The sequence below is a fragment of the Dyadobacter fanqingshengii genome (assembly GCF_023822005.2).
Classification (GTDB): domain Bacteria; phylum Bacteroidota; class Bacteroidia; order Cytophagales; family Spirosomataceae; genus Dyadobacter; species Dyadobacter fanqingshengii.
Map to the genome: position 1 here is coordinate 3,163,549 of NZ_CP098806.1, position 21,072 is coordinate 3,184,620.

Consider the following 21,072-nt stretch of genomic DNA (forward strand, 5'->3'; position numbering starts at 1 on the left):
AAAAATTTTAATTACTCAATCTCAAACTTTATTCCCTGCGCCAATGGAAGCGCAGTTCCGTAATTGATCGTGTTGGTTTGTCTACGCATATAGGCTTTCCAAGCGTCCGAACCGGATTCGCGACCGCCGCCTGTTTCTTTTTCTCCGCCGAAAGCGCCGCCAATTTCTGCCCCCGAAGTCCCGATATTCACATTGGCAATCCCACAATCCGATCCGGCGTTAGAGAGAAAGATCTCTGATTCTCTGACATTTAGGGTGAAAATTGCTGACGATAATCCTTGCGGAACGTCGTTTTGAATGGCGATTGCTTCTTCGAGGTCATTGTATTTGATCAAATAAAGAATGGGCGCAAATGTTTCGTGTTGTACAATAGCATATTTATTCAAAACCTCAGCAATACAAGGCGCAACATAACATTCCGACGCAAAAGCATCACCATTCAGGACTTTTGGCGCAACAATAAAACTGCCACCGGCTTCTTTCACTTTTTCTACGGCAAGCTGATACTGCGAAACGGCTTCCTTATCGATCAACGGTCCGACGTGAATGTTACTATCCAACGGATTTCCAATGCGCAGCTGCGCATATGCTTTCACTAGCCGCTGTTTCACTTCCTCATATATGTCTGCATGAACGATTATCCTTCTCGTTGAAGTGCACCTTTGTCCTGCCGTTCCTACTGCCCCAAAAACAATGCCCGGAATGGCCACATTCAGATCTGCGGATGGCGTAACGATGATTGCATTGTTACCGCCCAGTTCAAGCAAACTCTTACCAAGCCGCCGGGCAACCGCTTCGCCCACGGATTTCCCCATGCGTGTGCTGCCTGTCGCCGAGACCAATGCGATCCGCGGATCATTAGCAAGCCATTCTCCTACTTCTCGTCCGCCGGTTAAAATGCAGGAAACGCCTTCCGGAACGTCATTTTCTTCGAGAACTGTTTTAATGATATTTTGTGATGCCAAAGCGGTCAAAGGCGTTTTTTCGGACGGTTTCCAAATACAAACATCCCCGCAAACCCAGGCCAGCATCGCATTCCAGGACCAAACCGCAACCGGAAAATTGAATGCTGAAATAATGCCAACCACACCGATCGGATGCCATTGCTCGTACATGCGATGCTGGGAACGCTCGCTATGCATGGTCAATCCATAAAGCTGGCGTGACAAGCCAACGGCGAAATCGCAGATATCGATCATTTCCTGCACTTCTCCCAAACCTTCCTGCAAGCTTTTGCCCATTTCATAGCTTACCAATGTGCCCAGCTCAGTCTTATATTTCCGAAGCTGGTCTCCCATTTGCCGCACAATTTCGCCGCGTTTGGGTGCCGGGATCCGCTTCCAGACCTGATAAGCTTCCAATGCTTTCTGAACTACAAAATCATAATCAGAGCGATCGGCCTGGTTTGCCTGCGCTATTCTTTTACCATCGACCGGCGAAAAAGATTCCAAAATCCCGCCATTGCCCGACTGATGAATTTTTCCCGTACTAACACCATTATTAAGCTGCTGAATGCCTAGCGCATCCAGAACCGTTTGTATATTTTCCATTACCAAAACTTTTGTGTGTAATGTTCCTCATTAATTGAAAAAAGCTCCATTCTGCGTTTGCAGGAAGTCTTTAAGCAGAATATCTTCCTGGCGAATAAATCCTTTATCAGGCAAAACACCATCTGCAACCATCTCCACAACCGACGCGATGGAAGCGGCAGTGGTCCAGGAAATGGCCCGCCAGTGTTGTCCATCAATGTCAATAGGATGATATGCTTTGTAAAACTCCTCCCTTTCCAATCGGTTTTCTTTCCATCCTTCCACCACTGCATACACATAAACCACATCCTGCTGCACAGGTGGCTTTGCCTCGGTAAGGATCTGCTCGATCAGCTCGCGCTTGTCTTTTAAACAAAGCTCATAGAGCATAAAACGCATCAGACTGCAATGTCCAGGATAGCGGATTGTTTTGTAATTCAATGTATCCAGCTTCCCTTCCAACGTTTCACACATTGTGCCTAACCCTCCGGAAGTGATAAAAGCCTCAAATTCCTGCCCTTCAATGTTGATCATTTCAACGCCCTCCAAGGATGGCACCATCTTTCTGACGCCATTATGGATTACTTCCGCATCATTGATATACTCATTCACAACACCCGCCGGCGACCAGGTGAAGGAATAGCCCATAAGACCATTCGGATAACGCGGTAAAGCACCTACCCGCAGCTCGATATCACGTAATTTGGTAAACCGTTTGGCAAGATCCATTCCTACTATGCCGATAAAACCGGGTGCCAGGCCGCATTGAGGCGCTAGCACGCTTCTGCTTTCTTTGGCCATTTCCCGAATAGCTGCTGTGGTCGCAACATCTTCGGTCAGGTCAAAATAATGTATCCCGTTCTGGCAGGCTTTCTGTGCAATGGGTAAATTGAGGTTATAAGGCATGCAGGACACGACGGCGTCAAATCCGGCAAGTGTCTGATCCAGAAAATCGGGGTTGGTAATGTCCCCGGGAAGCACCGGAAAAGGCAATGCAACTGCGGGTTGGGTCTTATCAACCCCGGTAACACTGAATTTTTTGCTTAAAAGGGTTCCAACCAGTGACCCCACTTTTCCAAGACCGATAACAAGGATTTTCTGCATGTATAGGCAAATATCTGGGTTGTAAATATTTTAGCTGTCGAGAAAGATATGAAAAGAAATTGCAGTTTTTAAAACTTACATGTCATTTTTGTATGATGAATAAAAGTGATATGCAGATTGTTATCGTGGGTGGCGGAGCTTCCGGATTTATGGCTGCTATAACGGCCGCAGAGCAGAATCCGGACGCGAAAATTGTAATTTTAGAGAAGAATAAGACGGTTTTGAACAAAGTCCGGGTTTCGGGCGGGGGCCGGTGCAATGTGACGCATAACCCGTCAGATCTGCGTTTTTTTATAAAAAATTATCCAAGAGGCGAAAAGCTGCTGCGCAAATTACTGCATCATTTCGACGCGAAGTCGACGGTCAGCTGGTTTGAGAATAAAGGGGTTAAATTAAAGACTGAGCCCGACGGCAGGATGTTTCCGGTTACCGATTCGTCCCAAACGATCATTGAATGCATGGTCAGGACGGCGCGCAATCTGAACATTCAGATTAAGACAGGCACATCGGTCAGGTCATTTACCGAGGTTACAAATGGTGTTCAGAAAGGCTTTTCGATCCAGCTCGACGAAGACGAAAAGATGTATGCAGACAAATTACTGATTGCAACAGGCGGTTATCCCAAAGCCAGTGGATTCGATTGGCTTCAAATGCATAACCACACGATCATTCACCCGCTTCCATCGCTTTTTACATTTAATACGCCTGAAAATTATTTATTGTCGCTTGCCGGGGTTTCCGTTCAGGATGCACTTGTGAAGATTTCGGGGACGAAGCATGAATGGCAGGGACCATTATTGATCACGCATTGGGGTTTTAGCGGACCAGCCGTTCTAAAACTTTCGGCCTGGGGTGCGCGGGATCTGGCGGAAAAGGAATATCATTTCATTTGCAAGATCAATTGGTTGCCGCAGATGAATGAACAGCAGGTTAGGGAGTTCTTAATGGGTGAAAAAACCAAAACGCCCAAACAACAAATTGCTTCGCACGCTCGCCTGGGCATTCCCGCTCGTTTGTGGAAGGCTTTTGTGTCCAAAGCAGAAATCACAGAAGAATTGCGCTGGTCGGATGCAACCCACAAAGCATTGAACCGACTGACCGAATTACTGACAAACAGTCAGTTTGAGGTGAAAGGCAAGACCACATTCAAGGAAGAATTTGTGACTTGCGGCGGTATTTCGCTGACTGACATTAATCACGAAACATTAGAGAGCAAGTCTGTTCCCGGCCTTTACTTTTCAGGTGAAGTGCTTGATATTGACGGCATTACCGGCGGATTCAACTTTCAAAATGCGTGGACGACCGGTTACATTGCCGGGAAAAATATGGCTAATTACTAGGCATTATCGGCCATCGCATCGAAATAAGCACGCACCTTTTTCGCCCGGTCCAAACCAACCAGTCCAGCCAGCTGTTCCAACGAACTTTCGCGAATGTTACGAACGGACCCGAAGAATTTCAATAGTTTCGTCGCTGTCACCCTACCTACGCCATCCACACCGTCTAATTCACTAATAAGGCTTGCTTTGCTTCTTTTATCCCGGTGAAAGGTGATCCCAAACCTATGCGCTTCATCGCGGATCTGCTGAATGAGCTTCAAGGATTCGGACTTTTTATCAATGTAAAGCGGAAGGGAATCTTCGGGGAAATATATTTCTTCTAACCTCTTCGCAATGCCGATGATTGGAACTTGTCCGTAAATTCCCAGACTCTTTAATGCATCACAGGCGGCTCCTAACTGCCCTTTTCCACCATCAACTACAATCAGGTCGGGAAGCGGCTGCTCCTCCGCTATCACCCTCAGGTAGCGCCGGCCAACAACCTCATTCATGGATGCGAAGTCATTGGGGCCGATAACGGTTTTGATATTAAAATGCCTATAATCCTTTTTAGACGGCTTTCCTTCTTTGAAACACACCATCGCCGCCACCGGATTCGTGCCTTGAATGTTGGAGTTATCAAAACATTCGATGTGCCGCGGAAGTGTTTTTAATTGCAAATCGCTCTTTAATCGGATCAAAATGCGATCCTTTTTAGATGAAGTTGCCGATGCCTCCACTTCCCTGCGCTCCGCTTTATCGCGGCGGAAATACATCACATTCTTCATGGACATATCGAGCAGCTTTTTCTTATCGCCGATTTGCGGAACAGTAATTTCAAGGCGCATTTCGAGATCAGGTTTAATGTTCGAAAGGAGTTCCTTGGCCTCTGCTCCAAACTTCGAACGCATCTCAACGATCATTAACGCAAGGATTTCGGCATCACTTTCGTCGAGCTTCTTCTTCACTTCAACGGTCTGTGTAGCAACCATATATCCCTCTTTTATTTTCATAAAATTGAGATAAGCGGCTTCCTCGTCCGACACAATGGTCAGCACATCGACGTTCCCGATTTTAGGATTTGTGACGGTGGCTTTACTTTGAAAATTGGATAGGCTTTCGATTTTGGTTTTCCAGGAATGCGCTTTTTCAAATTCCATTTGCTCCGCAGCATGCAGCATTTTCTCTTTAAAATATTGCTGTGGCAGCGAGAGATTACCTTTCAGAATGTGATGGACCTGCTCGATTTCTGCATTGTACTCGGCCTCATCCTGCAATCCTTCGCAAGGGCCTTTGCAGTTGCCAATGTGATATTCCAGACAAACTTTGAATTTGCCCGCCTCAATGTTGGACTGCGAAAGCGGCAACTGGCAAGAACGAATTGTATAGAGCGATTTAAACATATCCAGCAGCGTATGCATCGTCCGCAAACTCGCAAATGGCCCGTAAAATGTCCCCTTGGTCCTATCCAGGTTGCGCGTCACATACACACGCGGGAAGCGCTCCTGCGTCACACATATAAAAGGATAGGTTTTATCGTCTTTGAGCAGAATGTTAAACTTGGGCTGTAATTGCTTGATAAGCTGATTTTCAAGCAGAAGCGCGTCCCATTCACTATGCACGATCGTGTATTCAATGCGTCGGATCTGGCTTACCAGCCGCTTGGTCTTACGGTCGTGTTGATTGGATTTTAGAAAATAACTGGAAACCCTGCTTCGAAGGCTTTTGGCCTTACCCACATATATAACTTCCCCGGTTTCATCAAAATAGCGATATACACCAGGATCGAGCGGAATTTTTGAAAGTTCTTCTTTATAATTGAATTCAGACATTGAATAATTTCTTGACAGGCTGTGCCATTATCTATTTGAAAAAAACAACCGCACAAGATGAAAAGTTGCGTCCTTAACCAATCCAAAAGCTTCTGCCTGGGCATGGTCTAAATCCATAGGCCGGTTCAAAACGGAAACTGCATAAGTTATGCCAGCATCACGAACTTGCTGAGGCGTGATCTGCAACGTGCCGCAAACAACGGCCAGCGGGACATTATTTATATTACAAAAGTCGGCTAGGCCTTTCACAACTTTTCCGGATAATGTCTGCTCGTCCACTTTCCCTTCGCCGGTAATCACCAGATCTGCGTTTTGAATGCGTTCGGCAATGCGCGTCTGCTCGATTACAATGCTGACGCCATCTTTCAATACTGCATTTAAAAACCAAAGACATCCTGCGCCCAATCCACCTGCCGCCCCGGCTCCCGGTTGATTGGTGATGTCCCTTCCAAAGGCTGCTGATGCAATCGCACTGAGATTTTGCAATCCTTCATCCAGAACTTCAACCATAGCAGGATCAGCCCCTTTTTGTGGGCCGTAAATATATGCAGCCCCATTTGGCCCGAACAAAGGATTCGTGACGTCGCAGGCGACTGTTATGGAAACAGATGCTAAACGGCCATCGCTTTCCTCACTATCAATGCGACTGATCTTGTTCAGTGTTTCGCCTTTTGGCGGTAACAGCTCTTTATTTTCATTATAAAAACGATAACCCAGCGCCATTGCCATTCCGATTCCGCCGTCTGTCGTGGCGCTGCCTCCTATGCCCAGGATAATGTCCTTGACCCCTTTGTCCAGGGCGTCTTTAATCAACTGGCCGGTTCCGAAAGTGCTTGTTAGGAGCGGATTACGCTCTTCTGTCGATAACAAGGCCAAACCAGACGCAGCTGCCATTTCTATAAAAGCAGTCTGCCCGTCAGCAGACAGCCCGTAGGATGCTGTAATTATCCTTCCGAGCGGATCATTTACTTTAACCGCAATCGAATTTCCCTGCGCCTGCCGGGTGAGAATTTTAGCTGTTCCTTCACCGCCATCTGCTAGCGGGATCGTGGTTACATTTGCTTCTGGAAATGCCAGTAAAATTCCTTCCCTGACCGCCTGGCAGACGTCCAGAGCTTCCAGAGAGCCACGAAATTTGTCGGGAGCAACGAGGATGTTCAAAATGTGCTAATTAAAACAACACGCCTTCATCGTCCGAGCGGGAAGGGGGAACGTAAGTGTCTGTGCTATCGGAAGACACGCCACCGCAGTCCCGTACATAGTTTTCCGGTTTTTTGAAGGGTTCTTTTCTGTATTGAACCAAGGTTGGATCTTTGTAGACTTTCTGCATGAATGTTCCCCAAGCTGGCATCGCAATGCGTCCGCCCTGGCCTAATGCAATGGTCCGGAAGTGAATGCTCCGATCCTCTCCTCCTACCCAGATCCCTGAAACCAAATGCTGCGTCATGCCCATAAACCAGCCATCTGAATAATTGGAGGTTGTTCCGGTTTTAGCGGCAATTTCATTTCCTTCTGTCACACCATATTGTCTTAGTCTTCCTGCTGTTCCACCCGGATCTTCCACCGCACCACGCATCAGATACAGCATATTATAAGCCATATTCTCACTGATTTCCTGATTTTGCTGTTGGAAAAATTCTTGGAGAACATTGCCATATCTGTCTTCAATCCGCAAAATTGTCATTGGCTCGGTTCTGTGTCCGCCATTGGCAAATGCGCTGTAAGCACCAACCATTTCAAACACGGATACATCGCTGATGCCCAGACATAGAGACGGCACTTCCTGCAACTTGCTGGTAATACCCAACTTATGGGCATACTCGGCAACCGTTTTGGCTTTCACCATTTTAATCAGATAAGCACTCACCGTATTTACTGATTTTCCCAATGCCTGCCGCAGTGATAATGATTGGTAGGAATATTTGTTGTTGGAGTTTTTGGGAGACCAGCCGCCGGGAACACCATCAGAGGGGCCAAAATAGATGGGCGCATCGGTAACATGGTCGCAAGGGGTCAAAAAGTTCTTATCCAGCGCCGATACGTACACAAATGGCTTAAATGTTGAACCGGGCTGACGCGATCCCTGCTTCACATGATCGTATTTGAAATACTTGAAATTTATTCCGCCTACCCAAGCCTTTACATGGCCGTTTCGCGGATCCATGGACATCATCCCAGCCCGTAGAAAACGCTTATAATAGGCAATAGAATCGATTGGGCTCATCATTACTTCTTTCTCACCATTCCAGCTGAAAACCTTCATTTTATACGGCTTCCGCATCACTTTCCATGCTTCCTCTTCACCCAGGTCACGCTTTAAGGAGATGAAATGTGGTGATCTTTTTGCAGCTGTTGTCAGGAAACCAGGAATTTCCTTTCCGTTATCGAATGACCAGGGGTTACGGCCTTTCCAGTGTTCGTCAAAGAGCCTTTGCTGCTCTTTCATGTGCTCAGTAAGCGCTTCTTCCTGGTAACGCTGCATTCTGGAATCAATGGTCGTGTAAATGCGCAATCCGCTGGTATACAGATCATAATTCATATCATGCTCCTCATTGTACATCTTCACCCAGCTTTTAAGATAGCCGCGCATGGATTCTCTGAAATAGGGCGCTAATCCTGTATTATGGCCTTCCACTGTGAAATCAATGCCAAGTGGCTTCTCTTTGTATCGTTCAAAGTCCTCTCGTGGAATGTAATCGTATTTCGTCATCTGCGCCAAAACCGTGTTTCTGCGATTGAGGGCATTGGTGGGGAAGCGTAATGGGTTAAAAAGCGTTGGATTTTGTAGCATACCCACAAGCAATGCAGCTTCTGTAACATTCAGATCCCATGCCTCTTTGTCAAAATATGTCTTGGCAGCAACCTTTATCCCGTATGTGTTATTACCGAAAGAAACCGTGTTGAGATACATTTGCATGATCTCCTGCTTGGTGTACTTTCTTTCAAGAATTACAGACAGCACCCATTCTTTGGTTTTTGCGATCACGATCCTTACCAAAGGAATTTTCCCTAACAGGCCTTCAAATTCTTCTGAACGCGTGTTGAAAAGGTTTTTGGCAACTTGCTGCGTCAGCGTACTTCCTCCTCCTGAGCTCGAATTTCCCGAAACCACGCCTTTGAAAACCCGTAACAAACTCCTCGGATCAATTCCTGAGTGGTTCACAAAACGCGCATCTTCCGTGGCGACCAAAGCATCGATCAGATTCGGAGAGATCTGCGAAATATCGATCTGCGTCCTGTTTTCGAAGAAATATTTACCCAGTGATTTACCATCCTCGCTGATCAGTTCGGAGGCTAATTCGCTTTTAGGGTTTTCCAATGTTTTCAAATCGGGCATTCCACCGAAAAGCCAGAAAAAATTGAAGCTTACGGCAACAATGTAAAATATAAAGAGACCCAGACCAATTCCAATAAACCGCCAGAGACGGATTATGGTGCGGCGATACTTTCCGGGTTGGAATTCAATCATAAAAAACGTAGTTAATTAATTGTAAACAGACAAATATACAATTTCAGCAGACTATCTCTTTCCCATAGAAAGGGAATTCAGCTCCTGCATCTCTTTAAGTCTGGGAAGGTAAATACTGGAAGGATATAATCTCATAAACTCGGTAATGGCTTGTGTATAAGCGTCTTTACCGCGCACTTTACCGATCAGGAACACGCGTAAAAGTGCAAATTTATCTTCCATAATGTGGCCTTTATAGGCCGGAAGGTTTTGTTCAATGTCTTCAAGGGCTTTCGCATAATCACCATTAGAGTAAAGTGCATAAGCGGCCTCATATTCTTTCACCGGATTTCCAGAACCGGCCGCATTGCTGTCGGTCGATTTCCCAACGAGCCTTGCATAGGTGGAAGTAGGATATTCTGTAAACAATCTATTTTTCCACGTAGTCTTTTCATTCTCAGCCTCATAGGTAAGATATAGCAGATAGTAAATCTCTTCCTTATATTGCGTTTTGGGATAATCCGCTAAAACACGTTCAAATGTGCTGATCGAACGTTGGGATTCCTGTAAATCAAACCTGTATATTTTGCCCAGGTTATATAGCGCGTCCTCCTTACGTTTCTGCGAATCTGCCATCTGCCCATCTGTCAGGGGGATATTTTGTTTCAAAGAACTGTGTAATGCATCCCATTCGGGGGATCCTTTTTTCATGCTATTATCAGCAACTGCCTCTGTCTGCGTTGCGAGTGAGTCAGGCGCATTGCGGTCATTCCCCGCCAGTGAGCGCATTTGCCGGCTGCTTCGCCGCCAATCATCTTCCAGCGGCCTGTTTCCCCAGGCTCTCTTAAATTCAGTCTTTCCCTGATTAATAAGCGCCGGGTCATAAAGCTCCCATCTGCGTTCTCCTCCGTTGATCAAAGGATTTTGTACACTCTGAACATTCGTATTCTGGGCAGCAAGCATTGCTTTTCTTTCTTTGGCCTCTGCTTCTTTCCTGGCGTTTTCCTGCGCTTCAATAATCGCATCAATCTTGTTATCCAGCGCGGCAGGATTCATTTGCGCCAGCTTCTGCAAACTGTCTTCGGTGTTTGCAACAGAGTAATGTTTAACAAATTCATCGAGAGCTCTTTTTCTTTCCGAAACCAGCTTATATTCCGGCGCTTGCTGTGGCAGAATGGTGAGCGCGCTGTCGTAATATGCTTTTGAAACCTCAAATTTCTCCAAAGACTCATAATTGATCCGTGCCAGTTGCAGATAACTATATGCTTTTTGCTCCATGTTAGTGCCTTTGGAAGCTGCAACTGCCTTTTGCAAATAATCTATTGCCTGCGGAATCTGCTTCCTGTGTTCGGCCAGCAAACCCATTGTGAAATAAATTTTGTCATTCAGGTCGGCATTCTTGCGATCGCGCAGCATTCTGTCAAAACCAACGTCATCCAGATCCTTTTTCGGATTCAGCACGACTTCGTTTTGCAGCGAGTTCATGGAGGAGTAAAATCCCAGATCATAGCCGGGACGATTTTTGCTCACACTCCTGTAATGTTTGTTTGCCAACGCATACTGGCCCAACCGGTCATACATTTGCGCAGCTGCGAAGTGAACGCGCGCAGTTTCGGTTGATTTTTTAAGCAATGGAAATGTTTCTTCCAGGATAGCGACCGAAGTCAGATATTCCCCGTTCTGCTGGTGCAAATAGGCTTTGGTAAGATAAAAATCGCGGGTTGAGGCCTTATTTAATGGCTGCTGGCTCAGATATTCTGCCACGCCTAATGCATTGGAATAGTCCTTTCTAATGATATAAGCGCGCATTAGCAATATCAATGCGTTGTTTTTGTCACTTTCATCCCGGCCGTTTGCGTACACATAACGCAACGCTTCAAGCCCGTCAGCCCATTCGCCCAGATACAATCTTGATTTGCCCAGGACAATATAGCTGTTGTCCATCCACTTGCTATTCTGATGTTTTTCGGCAACGATGGATGATTTTTTGATGGCGTCCTGCAATTGCGGTTTCACTGGCAGCGACAGCACAGAATCCATGGGAAGCAGGATAGGCAGCAGTTCATTATAGTTTTCCTTGTAGGCCTTACCCATCTGAAACTCCGCCTCTGCAAGACTCTGCTCCGCAATGAAATAGGCATTATAATGCGCAGAAAGATTGTGAAAACCGATTGCAGCAGGTTTAGTACTGAACTGTGAACAGGCCGCCAACAAACCAATCAAGGTCAATGAAAGCACTGTCCGGCAGATGTAGAGGGCAAAACGGTTGGTCACAAATATGAAGTTAGGGATGTCTTTTTGTCTTCTTATAAGCAAAACTAAAACGGTAATTTAAATAATTACGTATCGAAGATAAGCGCATTTGTAAAATTTGAAGCAATTTTACCTCAATATTATCGGGCGGATACATGGAAACAAACAATGATGGCGCAGGGAAGGATGAGCGAAAAAGGGCATTGCAAAAACAATCGTCCGGATTTCTGAAATATTCCGGCATGGCCACTCAAATGCTCGGCACAATTCTCATTTTCACTTACGGCGGCTACAAGCTGGATGAATGGCAGCAAAATAAAGTGCCGGTCTGGACATTAGTGCTCTCGCTGCTCTCCATTGCGGGTTCATTATATATGTTGATCAAAGGTTTCACAAAAAAATAGATTGCACTTAAAGCGCCTCGCATGTTACGAACAGTTGCTGCTACTATCATTATCGGAATTGCATTTTTCCTTGCTCAATATTTTCATTTCGACCGCTTTTTGCATCCTTATATATGGTACATTCTGGTGTTCTTTTTCGGGCTCTCATTCTTTGCTCACCGGCTCATGGAGATCGGGTTTCGAAACAATCGTGAAAAATTCGTCACATTTTACATTGCTGTCATCGTTGGCAGGATCATTCTCAGCCTGATTTTCATAGCGTTATTTTTGTTCAAAGGGCTAAGTGATTCATTCCTATTTATTACCAACTTTTTTGCACTCTATTTATTTTATACATGCTTTGAAATATATGGTTTGTATCGTAACTTGCGCCGCAATTGACAAAGCATAGCATTTCAAGCCTTTATGTACACCCATTTGAGACTGTTTTTTACTACTGCCCTGGTTGCGGCAACCTGCATTTTGAATGTTCCTGCAAGGGCAGACGAACCTACACAGCACGAAGCTGAAAAGGTGGTTGAAGGCATTAATCAGGCCGAGCATAAAATTGAACATAATCTTGAAGAGTCAGAGGAGAAGTTCAATATAGGCCAGATGATCATGCACCACATTGCCGACTCGCACGAGTGGGAAATTACGCATGGTGTAGTGCTTCCGCTTCCTGTTATCCTTTATTCAGCAGACCGCGGAATTGAAGTTTTCTCATCTTCGAACTTCCACAACGAGCACCACGAATACAACGGTTATCACCTGGTTCACGGTGATGCAGAGACGATTGTCCCTGTTGACGAGTCCCGCGTTGTTTACGATTTCTCGATAACCAAAAACGTTGCGTCAATGCTGTTAAGCGCGGTTATTTTGATCCTTATCTTTACAAGCATCGCAGGTTTTTATAAAAATAATAAAGGAAAAGCGCCAAAAGGATTTCAGTCTGCAATGGAGGTAATTATTCTCTTCATCCGCGATGACGTTGTTAAGCCTAACATTGGCCCCAAATACGAAAAATACCTGCCTTACCTGCTTACATTGTTCTTCTTTATCCTGGTGAACAACATTCTGGGATTGCTTCCGGGATCGGCCAACGTAACTGGTAACATTGCAGTAACGATGACACTTGCGGTCCTGACATTCATTGTGGTACACTTGAATGCAAATGGCAACTATTACAAACACCTTGTGAAGCCAGACGGCGTTCCGATTCCTTTGTTGCTCATAATGATTCCAGTGGAGATTGTGGGTGTGTTTATGAAGCCTTTCTCATTAATGGTCCGGTTATTCGCCAACATGACAGCAGGACACATTATCTTGCTGAGCCTTTTTGGTCTGATCTTCATTTTCCAAAGCATTGTAATCGCTCCGGTTATCTCTCTTTTCGCTTTGTTCCTGAACTTTATCGAGATCATGGTGGCGTTTATTCAGGCTTTTATCTTTACTCTTTTGTCGTCCATGTACATTGGAAGTGCCATTGAAGAGCACAGCCACGCGGATCACGGACATTGATTGAATCTCTTTTTTATTAATTATATATTTTAACAAACACAATTATGTTGCTTCAAATCTTGCTTCAAGCTACGGAACAGAGTGGTGCTGGTCTTGCTGTATTCGGTGCTGCTATCGGCGCTGGTCTAGCTGCAATCGGTGCAGGTCTTGGTATCGGTAGAATCGGTGGAAGTGCTGTTGAAGGTATCGCTCGTCAGCCAGAAGCTGCTGGTGCTATCCAGACTGCTATGCTTATCATCGCGGCTCTTATCGAGGCGGTTGCGCTTTTCGCAGCGGTTATCTGTCTGCTGATTTCGTTCAAGCTTTAGTAAAAACATTGGACTCCGGTCCTTACTTCTTTCGCATTAGGCATCAGAAGTAAACAATGAAATTCTTCGTGGAAGCATTAGGCTTCCACGATTTTTAAGAAATAAAAGAGAGCGGTTCTTACACTCAAAACTCATTATACTATGTCATTGCTTACTCCAAACCCAGGTCTTATTTTCTGGATGCTTGTGGTATTCTTGCTGGTTGTTTTCATCTTGGCCAAATTCGCCTGGAAACCAATCATAAAAGGACTTAAAGACCGTGAAAACGAAATCCAGGGTGCGCTTGATCTTGCTGAAAGAACAAGAGCTGAAATGATTCAGTTAAAGTCTGACAACGAAAAACTCATCGCAGAAGCGAATGCAGTTCGTGACCAGATCCTTCGCGACGCAAAAGACGCGGCAGATCGCACGATCCTTGAATCAAAAGACAAGGCAGCTGTGGAAGCGCAGAAAATGATCGAAAGCGCGCGTGAAGCAATCCGTAATGAGCAACAAGTTGCTGTTACCAAGATCAGAAAGGAAGTGGCAACACTTTCACTGGAAATCGCTGAAAAAGTTTTGCACCGCGAGTTGAAAGACAAAGCTGCGCAGGAGCAATTGATCGCAGAACTTGCTTCATCTGCTCGCCTTAACTAAAAAGTATACAAAATTAATTCACGATGTCAGTAAGTATAGTTGCTTCCAGATACGCAAAATCGCTGATCGAGCTAGCCAAAGAACAAAATGTTCTGGAAGCTGTTTATCAGGACATGCTTTTATTTAAGGATACGGCTGATAAAAACAGGGGCTTAATGCTTGCATTGAAAAGCCCGGTTGTGCGTCACGAGAAGAAAATGAATATTTTGAAGGCGCTCTTCGAGGCCCGCGTCAATAAAGTTTCTTACGCGATTTTCACCATTATCACAAAGAAAAACAGGGAAGCGATCCTTGACGAAATAGCGAATGAGTTTGTAAAAGCTTACAATCTATTTCAAGGCATACAAAGAGCAACGGTGGCAACTACAACGCCATTGACTGATGAGCTTCGCAAGCAGTTCACGGACATTGTTACTGCCGCAACGGGCCGCACCGTGCAATTAGCTGAGAAAATTGACCCAAATCTAATAGGTGGATATGTGCTTACCATTGATGACCGCCAAATTGACGCATCACTGAGAAGCCGTCTTAACGAGCTTAAATTACAGTTTGTAAACTGATATTTTTATCTGCATAATTTGGAAGACCCGGCTGCTATGCGGCCAGGTCTTTTTTTATGTCCAGATGTTGCTATACTTTCATTTTTGTAACATTCTTGAAACTAATGTCGATCGCTTCAAGCGCTGGAATTTTAGCCACATCCTGCTCAACAAAAAAGTGCGTCATTCCTGCAATTTTACGAGCGTCAAAGATCTTTTTGAAGTCAATCGAGCCAGTTCCAACTTCAGCAAATGATTGATCACCCTTATCCATATCCTTCACGTGCCACAGTGGGAAACGACCTGGATATTTCTTAAACAAATCAACCGGATCCAGACCTGCTTTCACGATCCAATACAAGTCCAGTTCAAGCTTAACCAAGTCCGGATCAGTGCTGGCAATAAGGTCGTAAGGAAGCTGACCGTCCATTTTCTTGAACTCAAAATCATGGTTGTGATAACCGAACTGCAAACCTGCCTTTTTAGCAACCTCACCTGATTTGTTGAACAGGTCAACATATTTTTTATAATCTTCAATAGACTTTCTTTCACCATCTGTCAGATATGCACAATTCACATATTTCTGGCCGATGGCAGCTGCATCATCAACAGCACGTTGCCAGTCATTCGAAAGTGTGCCTTTCTGATCCTTCATCTGAACGCCTGCACCATAATGTCCGCTTACGGGATCAAGGCCAAGTCCGTTCAATATTGCTTTGAATTCCTTTGGCGTTTTTCCGAAGAACTTTCCGTCATTATATCCGAACAGTTCCACTTCTTTGTAGCCAATTGCCGCCACCTTTTTCAATGTTCCTTCCAGATCCTTGGAAAGATCCTGACGCAGGGTGTAAAGCTGTAAACCTATTTTAGAAGGTGCTTTTGCTGCAAAATCCAGCTTAGAAAGCATGGGAGCCGCCAACATAAAAGCGCTCGCCTTCATGAATGATTTCCGTGAAATCTTCTCGTTGTAGTTCATTTGTCTTGGTCGAAATTGGGGTTGGTTATATTATTTGGTAATCGTAATCGCTCCTGAATTGGTAAGCTTCGTTTTCATTTCTTCCGTGATTTTCCAATCGTCAGAAAATCTGCCGTCAACAATGGTGTTTGTCGATGAATCCTTAAAAAAGAACAGATCTTTAAATTCTGGAAGTCTGCGATGCATGACGGAAACGAATGGAAAGCCCTTATCCTCCGCGCCGCTCCACCAAGGCAAACCGGAATTAACGGCGACATAATGTTTGTCAATAGGAAAAACATAAAGCAAACCGTGCGTTTTATCGGCTGCATTTAAATGCAAGGGAAGCCTGTCCGCATATTTCGCAATCATTGCATTCGTTTCTTTTGTTCCAAACAGAATGAGATTGCTGCTTTCAATGTCACTCGGCCGAAGTTCTTTATCAGACAAAACTCTTGGAAAAAACATGATCCGACCTAGAAACTCGCCTCGGTAATGTGACCAGTCAGCGGCCTGGTTAGCAACTTCCACGCGCTTCTTTAACTCTTCGGGGGATGGATTGTCAGCTGTGCCATATACATAAATATGACGGCTCGAAAATGCATCATAAATCGGCCCTTCGGCTCCTTTTTTCTTCACTATGGCCGTTGCAATTGGGCTCGTCGCCACTGTCCAGACATTATTATTTTGGACAAAAGAAACAGAACTGTCCATTTTCGCATTAACTGCCTTTCCATCAATAGTAAAAGTTACATTGGCCGAAGCATTGAATTTCGGATGCCCTTTTAGGTTAACCGTGAATGCAGAAAGGTTTTTAGTCGTAATCGTTGCAGCATTAGGCTTATTGAGATTGGCATCGATTTCAGCCAATGTTCCAAGATTCATTTTATCAAATTGAACCCAGAATGCTTTGTTGTACTTATACTGCTTACTAACAAATTTTACACGATCAGGAAATGGATTGCGCTCCGCATGACCGAGCCATTCAAAGATGAATTCATTATCATAAGCGCTCACCCAGCTATCGTGCTTTACATCTACAAATTCTTTATAACTCACTTCAACGCCAATATCCTGCAAATGCTGAACCCATTTCCGCGTGCCTGCAACAGGAACAACAGGATCTGCATCACCATGGAAAAAGTGAACGGGAAAATTTAACGCATTGGATGCCAGGTCAAATGTTCCTTCCGGCGGAGCTGGGCAAACTGGTGCGATGGCAGCCCAAATGTCTGGACGAGTAAGTCCAATCCATAATGTTCCGCCGCCACCCATCGACAAACCAGTCAGGTATGTTTTATTTTCATCAATTTTGAAGCGCTTTTTTACATCATCCAGAACAGCATAAACATCTTCCTCCGGAATGCCCTGGTAACCCGCCGTTCCTCTCGCATAAGGCGACGCTACAATAAAGTCCACATCTTCCCAAGGCTGGAAATAACGGCTTGCTTCAACATCCGTTTCGCCTTCTTCATTGGTTTTTCCAAACACACGTTTGAGCGCCAAACGATGATTTGAACCGGCGCCGTGGAGCATCATTACCAGCGGATATTTTTTATTTTCATCAAAATTCTTAGGAAGATAAAGGCCGTAAGGTTGCTCTGTATCATCAGCATCGGAATGGAACGTCAGGACTTGCGGGCCGGAAGGAAGTTTCTGCGCGTGTAAATCAGCAATGTTTAATAATAAGCCCAAAACCGTAAAAACAGCAGCATTCCAAAATTTGATTCTCATCTCGATATGATAATTTTCTTGGGCTAAATATAAACTAAATCATAACGACAATTTGCTAAAATCTGCATTTCATTCTTGCTAATGAATGTTAACATAAAAAAAGGCGGATCAAATGATCCGCCTTTCAAGCATTGTTACTTTAAAAGATCTGCCGGTTAATTGGCAAGCTCTTCTTCTTTTTTACGAACACTGATAACAAGTTGTTCACTGTTCTCTTCGTGATTGGCAACCAGCACATCGCCTTCGCGCAAATCGCCTTTCAATATTTCTTCTGCTACGGGATCTTCAAGATATTTTTGGATCGCCCGGTTCAAAGGACGCGCTCCGTATTGTGGATCATATCCTTTTTCCGATAGGAAGTCCTTCGCAGGAATTGTCAATTCAATTTCGTAACCCAAACCTTTCACACGGTTAAACAATTTGCCTAGTGAAATGTCTATGATTCTGTGCAAATCTTCGCGTTGAAGCGAATTAAACACGATCACATCATCCAAACGGTTCAGGAATTCAGGGGAGAATGCTTTCCGAAGTGCACTTTGAATGGTGCCTTTCATGATATCATCCTGATTTTCAGTTTTGGCCTTGGTTGAGAAACCGATTCCAGATCCGAAATCTTTCAGATCACGCGCTCCAATGTTTGAAGTCATGATAATGATCGTGTTTCTGAAATCCACTCTGCGTCCCAAACCGTCTGTCAGGATTCCATCGTCAAGCACTTGCAACAGAATGTTAAACACATCCGGGTGCGCTTTTTCAATCTCATCCAAAAGAACTACGCTATAAGGCTTGCGTCTGATTTTTTCGGTCAACTGGCCACCTTCTTCGTAACCCACATATCCCGGAGGCGCTCCTACCAAACGCGATACACTAAATTTCTCCATGTATTCGCTCATGTCAATGCGCACCAGTGAATCTTCCTTATCAAACAGATAAGATGAAAGCACCTTAGCAAGCTCCGTTTTACCTACGCCCGTTGGTCCAAGGAAAATGAATGAACCAATTGGTTTTTTCGGATCTTTCAAGCCAACCCTTGTGCGTTGAATTGCTTTGGTAAGCTTTTCAATCGGCGGGTTTTGACCGATTACCTTCGCCTTCAATTCGTCAGCCATGTTCAGCAATTTCTTGCCTTCGTCCATGGAAACATTCGTCACCGGAATACCGGTCATCATGGCAACCACTTCGGCTACATTATGCTCCGTTACAGTGTAACGTTTTTGTTTTGTTTCTTCTTCCCAAGCCAGTTTAGCGCGCTCCAATTGGTCGATCAATTTCTTTTCACGATCTCTTAATTGCGCTGCTTCTTCATATTTCTGACTTTTAACAACCCTGTTCTTTTCCTGCTTGATATTTTCAATCTGCTCTTCAAGAACAAGAATGTCTTCGGGAACTGTAATGTTGCTGATGTGAACCCTCGCTCCTACTTCATCCAAAACGTCAATCGCCTTATCTGGCAAGAAACGGTCTGTAATGTAACGCTCTGACAATTTCACAGCAGTGCTGATCGATTCCGGCGTGTAGTTTACGTGGTGGTGATCTTCGTATTTGTCCTTGATGTTTTCAAGGATCTGAATGGTTTCCTCGATTGAAGTCGCATCCACCATCACCATTTGAAAACGACGTGCTAATGCACCGTCCTTCTCAATATACTGGCGATATTCGTCTAATGTCGTCGCACCGATACATTGAATTTCTCCACGTGATAATGCAGGCTTGAACATGTTTGAAGCATCCAAAGAACCAGAGGCGCCACCTGCACCCACGATTGTGTGAAGCTCGTCAATGAACAGGATCACATCCGGAGATTTTTCCAATTCATTCATAACCGCCTTCATACGCTCTTCAAACTGCCCGCGATATTTTGTTCCGGCAACCAGAGAAGCCAAATCAAGGGTAACAACGCGTTTTCCGAAAAGCACACGCGACACTTTTTTCTGAACAATTCTTAATGCAAGACCTTCTGCGATGGCAGTTTTACCTACACCGGGCTCACCAATGAGGATGGGGTTATTCTTTTTACGACGGCTAAGGATTTGGGCAACACGCTCGATCTCTTTTTCACGTCCAACGATCGGATCCAATTTACCAACCTCAGCCATTTTGGTAAGGTCACGTCCAAAGTTATCCAACACAGGAGTCCGGGATTTCTCTGCTCCTTTCGATTCTTTTCCAGATGCGGAGCCGCTTCCTCCTCCAAACATGCCACCTCTTGCCTCATCATCTCCGTCTTCGGTCTCCGGCCCCATATGCGGCTTCGACCCTGATGATTGATATTCTAACATTTCTTTGATGACTTCGTAGTTAACATTAAATTTATGAAGAATCTGGGTGCCAACATTGTCTTCATCACGCAAAATCGAAAGCAGCAAATGCTCCGTCCCGATCAAATTACTCTTAAATATTTTGGCTTCCAGATAGGTAATTTTCAAAACTTTTTCCGACTGTCTTGTCAGAGGAATATTTTGCAAATTCTTAACGTTATTGGTCGCTGCGCCCTTTGTTGCCTGTTCAATGGTCTGTCGGACATCATCCAGAGAAACGCCAAGCTTCTTTAACAAGCCAATCGCAACTCCGTCTCCCTCACGAATCATTCCCAGCAACAAATGCTCTGCTCCAATGTAATCATGACCGAGGCGAAGCGCTTCTTCCCGGCTCATCGTGATTACTTCTTTCACTCTATTCGAAAATTTTGCTTCCATTATGCAGCAATAAAAAGTGTTTAATATTCTAAACGCTACTTGATCCTCGTTTGTTCAAAATAGCTTTATTGGAACTTACAGGATCTTAACAAAACACTTCTTGCTTCCGGCCCCATATTAAATAGTAAATCAATAATACTCAGGTTGCTTACAAAATCATTCCCAAAAGTTTGATAGTAAGGCTCAGATTTGTAAAATTCCGGCGAAAATGAGCTTTTCCTGTTGTTAATGAGGGAAATAGCGTTAAATGCTCCGCTTGCTTCGATTACCGCACCTGACAAATTGTACTGCACATCCTTTTTAACTCCTACCAATCTAAGACAAATTGTCAATAATTCATAATTCAAATCAACGAGATATGCTAATTTTTTGTCGTATATCTGCAAAAGCTCCGGGGCATAAAACTCGTAGAACGGGGATTTTCCGTAAGCTGATTGCAAACAGCCTAAATGGCGGCGGATCCAATCCTGGCCGTAGTCAATCTTTATATCTTTTGTGGGGGTGGCTGCCTCGTACTTTTGAACCGGAACTGTCAGCTGATCTACTTTATTCGCAGTTAACACGCTGCATCTGTTCCTGTAAGTCTGCTTCACATACCGCTCTTCAATGTCAATATAAATACGGTCGTACTTTAAAAAACAGGTAAAATACGCCAGACAAGGCAAATACTGTAATTCGATCCGTATTCCCGTAATCCCGTTACGGCTACTCAAAATTTCTGACACTATCAAATATGGTAAAGCCTTATGATATTATCAAAAAATTTATAATAAATATTTTACACAGGCAGCATTGTACCAAACGAACTTAAAACA

The 21,072-nt window shown here is 44.6% G+C and carries 17 protein-coding genes; 7 read left to right on the forward strand and 10 right to left on the reverse strand.

The window, feature by feature from the left end; genetic code table 11:
• Positions 1-11: 11 nt before the first annotated feature.
• Entirely contained in the window at positions 12-1,550 is a 1,539-nt protein-coding gene (gene amaB, locus NFI81_RS13240; RefSeq protein ID WP_234611972.1) for an L-piperidine-6-carboxylate dehydrogenase, read from the reverse strand.
• Positions 1,551-1,580: 30 nt separating this feature from the next.
• Positions 1,581-2,633, reverse strand: coding sequence for a saccharopine dehydrogenase family protein (locus NFI81_RS13245; RefSeq protein ID WP_234611971.1), 1,053 nt, complete (start codon positions 2,631-2,633; stop codon positions 1,581-1,583).
• 92 nt (positions 2,634-2,725) lie between these two features.
• Here NFI81_RS13245 and NFI81_RS13250 point away from each other — a divergent pair, with 92 nt between their 5' ends.
• The gene (locus NFI81_RS13250; RefSeq protein WP_252176008.1) at positions 2,726-3,973 is read left to right on the forward strand and encodes a BaiN/RdsA family NAD(P)/FAD-dependent oxidoreductase; all 1,248 of its coding nucleotides are present in this window, start codon (positions 2,726-2,728) and stop codon (positions 3,971-3,973) included.
• Here the strand turns inward: NFI81_RS13250 and uvrC are convergent.
• Genes uvrC through porW form a run of 4 tightly spaced genes read right to left on the reverse strand, consistent with a single transcriptional unit; the run spans position 3,970 to position 11,548 of the window.
• Entirely contained in the window at positions 3,970-5,784 is a 1,815-nt protein-coding gene (gene uvrC / locus NFI81_RS13255; RefSeq protein WP_234611969.1) for an excinuclease ABC subunit UvrC, read from the reverse strand. The two genes, NFI81_RS13250 and uvrC, sit on opposite strands and share 4 nt — an antisense overlap.
• A gap of 27 nt (positions 5,785-5,811) precedes the next feature.
• The gene (locus NFI81_RS13260; protein WP_234611968.1) at positions 5,812-6,945 is read right to left on the reverse strand and encodes a glycerate kinase; all 1,134 of its coding nucleotides are present in this window, start codon (positions 6,943-6,945) and stop codon (positions 5,812-5,814) included.
• A 10-nt stretch (positions 6,946-6,955) separates the two neighbouring features.
• On the reverse strand, positions 6,956-9,253 hold the full coding sequence (locus NFI81_RS13265) for a transglycosylase domain-containing protein (protein ID WP_234611967.1): 2,298 nt from the start codon (positions 9,251-9,253) through the stop codon (positions 6,956-6,958).
• A gap of 51 nt (positions 9,254-9,304) precedes the next feature.
• A complete protein-coding gene (gene porW, locus NFI81_RS13270; RefSeq protein WP_234611966.1) occupies positions 9,305-11,548 on the reverse strand; it encodes a type IX secretion system periplasmic lipoprotein PorW/SprE in 2,244 nt (747 codons plus the stop codon).
• A 92-nt stretch (positions 11,549-11,640) separates the two neighbouring features.
• Between porW and NFI81_RS13275 the strand changes: the two genes are divergently transcribed.
• From NFI81_RS13275 to atpH, 6 genes are all read left to right on the forward strand, one after another.
• Positions 11,641-11,889, forward strand: a complete 249-nt coding sequence (locus NFI81_RS13275) for an AtpZ/AtpI family protein (protein ID WP_234611965.1) — start codon at positions 11,641-11,643, stop codon at positions 11,887-11,889.
• Between the two features lie 21 nt (positions 11,890-11,910).
• Entirely contained in the window at positions 11,911-12,270 is a 360-nt protein-coding gene (locus tag NFI81_RS13280) for a hypothetical protein (RefSeq protein WP_234611964.1), read from the forward strand.
• 24 nt (positions 12,271-12,294) lie between these two features.
• Positions 12,295-13,389: a F0F1 ATP synthase subunit A gene (gene atpB / locus NFI81_RS13285; RefSeq protein ID WP_234611963.1), complete on the forward strand. Its 1,095-nt coding sequence runs from the start codon at positions 12,295-12,297 to the stop codon at positions 13,387-13,389.
• A 44-nt stretch (positions 13,390-13,433) separates the two neighbouring features.
• Positions 13,434-13,697, forward strand: coding sequence for an ATP synthase F0 subunit C (gene atpE, locus NFI81_RS13290; RefSeq protein WP_233852235.1), 264 nt, complete (start codon positions 13,434-13,436; stop codon positions 13,695-13,697).
• A gap of 141 nt (positions 13,698-13,838) precedes the next feature.
• Positions 13,839-14,333, forward strand: a complete 495-nt coding sequence (gene atpF, locus NFI81_RS13295; RefSeq protein WP_234611962.1) for a F0F1 ATP synthase subunit B — start codon at positions 13,839-13,841, stop codon at positions 14,331-14,333.
• 23 nt (positions 14,334-14,356) lie between these two features.
• On the forward strand, positions 14,357-14,893 hold the full coding sequence (gene atpH / locus NFI81_RS13300) for an ATP synthase F1 subunit delta (protein WP_234611961.1): 537 nt from the start codon (positions 14,357-14,359) through the stop codon (positions 14,891-14,893).
• A gap of 70 nt (positions 14,894-14,963) precedes the next feature.
• Here the strand turns inward: atpH and NFI81_RS13305 are convergent, their stop codons facing one another.
• From NFI81_RS13305 to NFI81_RS13320, 4 genes are all read right to left on the reverse strand, one after another.
• Positions 14,964-15,848 carry a sugar phosphate isomerase/epimerase family protein gene (locus NFI81_RS13305; protein ID WP_234611960.1) on the reverse strand — a complete coding sequence of 295 codons (885 nt, stop codon included), beginning with the start codon at positions 15,846-15,848 and terminating at the stop codon, positions 14,964-14,966.
• Between the two features lie 30 nt (positions 15,849-15,878).
• Positions 15,879-17,561, reverse strand: a complete 1,683-nt coding sequence (locus NFI81_RS13310; RefSeq protein WP_234611959.1) for a carboxylesterase family protein — start codon at positions 17,559-17,561, stop codon at positions 15,879-15,881.
• Between the two features lie 155 nt (positions 17,562-17,716).
• Entirely contained in the window at positions 17,717-20,257 is a 2,541-nt protein-coding gene (locus NFI81_RS13315) for an ATP-dependent Clp protease ATP-binding subunit (protein ID WP_233852246.1), read from the reverse strand.
• 65 nt (positions 20,258-20,322) lie between these two features.
• Positions 20,323-20,982, reverse strand: a complete 660-nt coding sequence (locus NFI81_RS13320; RefSeq protein WP_234611958.1) for a WbqC family protein — start codon at positions 20,980-20,982, stop codon at positions 20,323-20,325.
• Positions 20,983-21,072 lie beyond the last annotated feature (90 nt).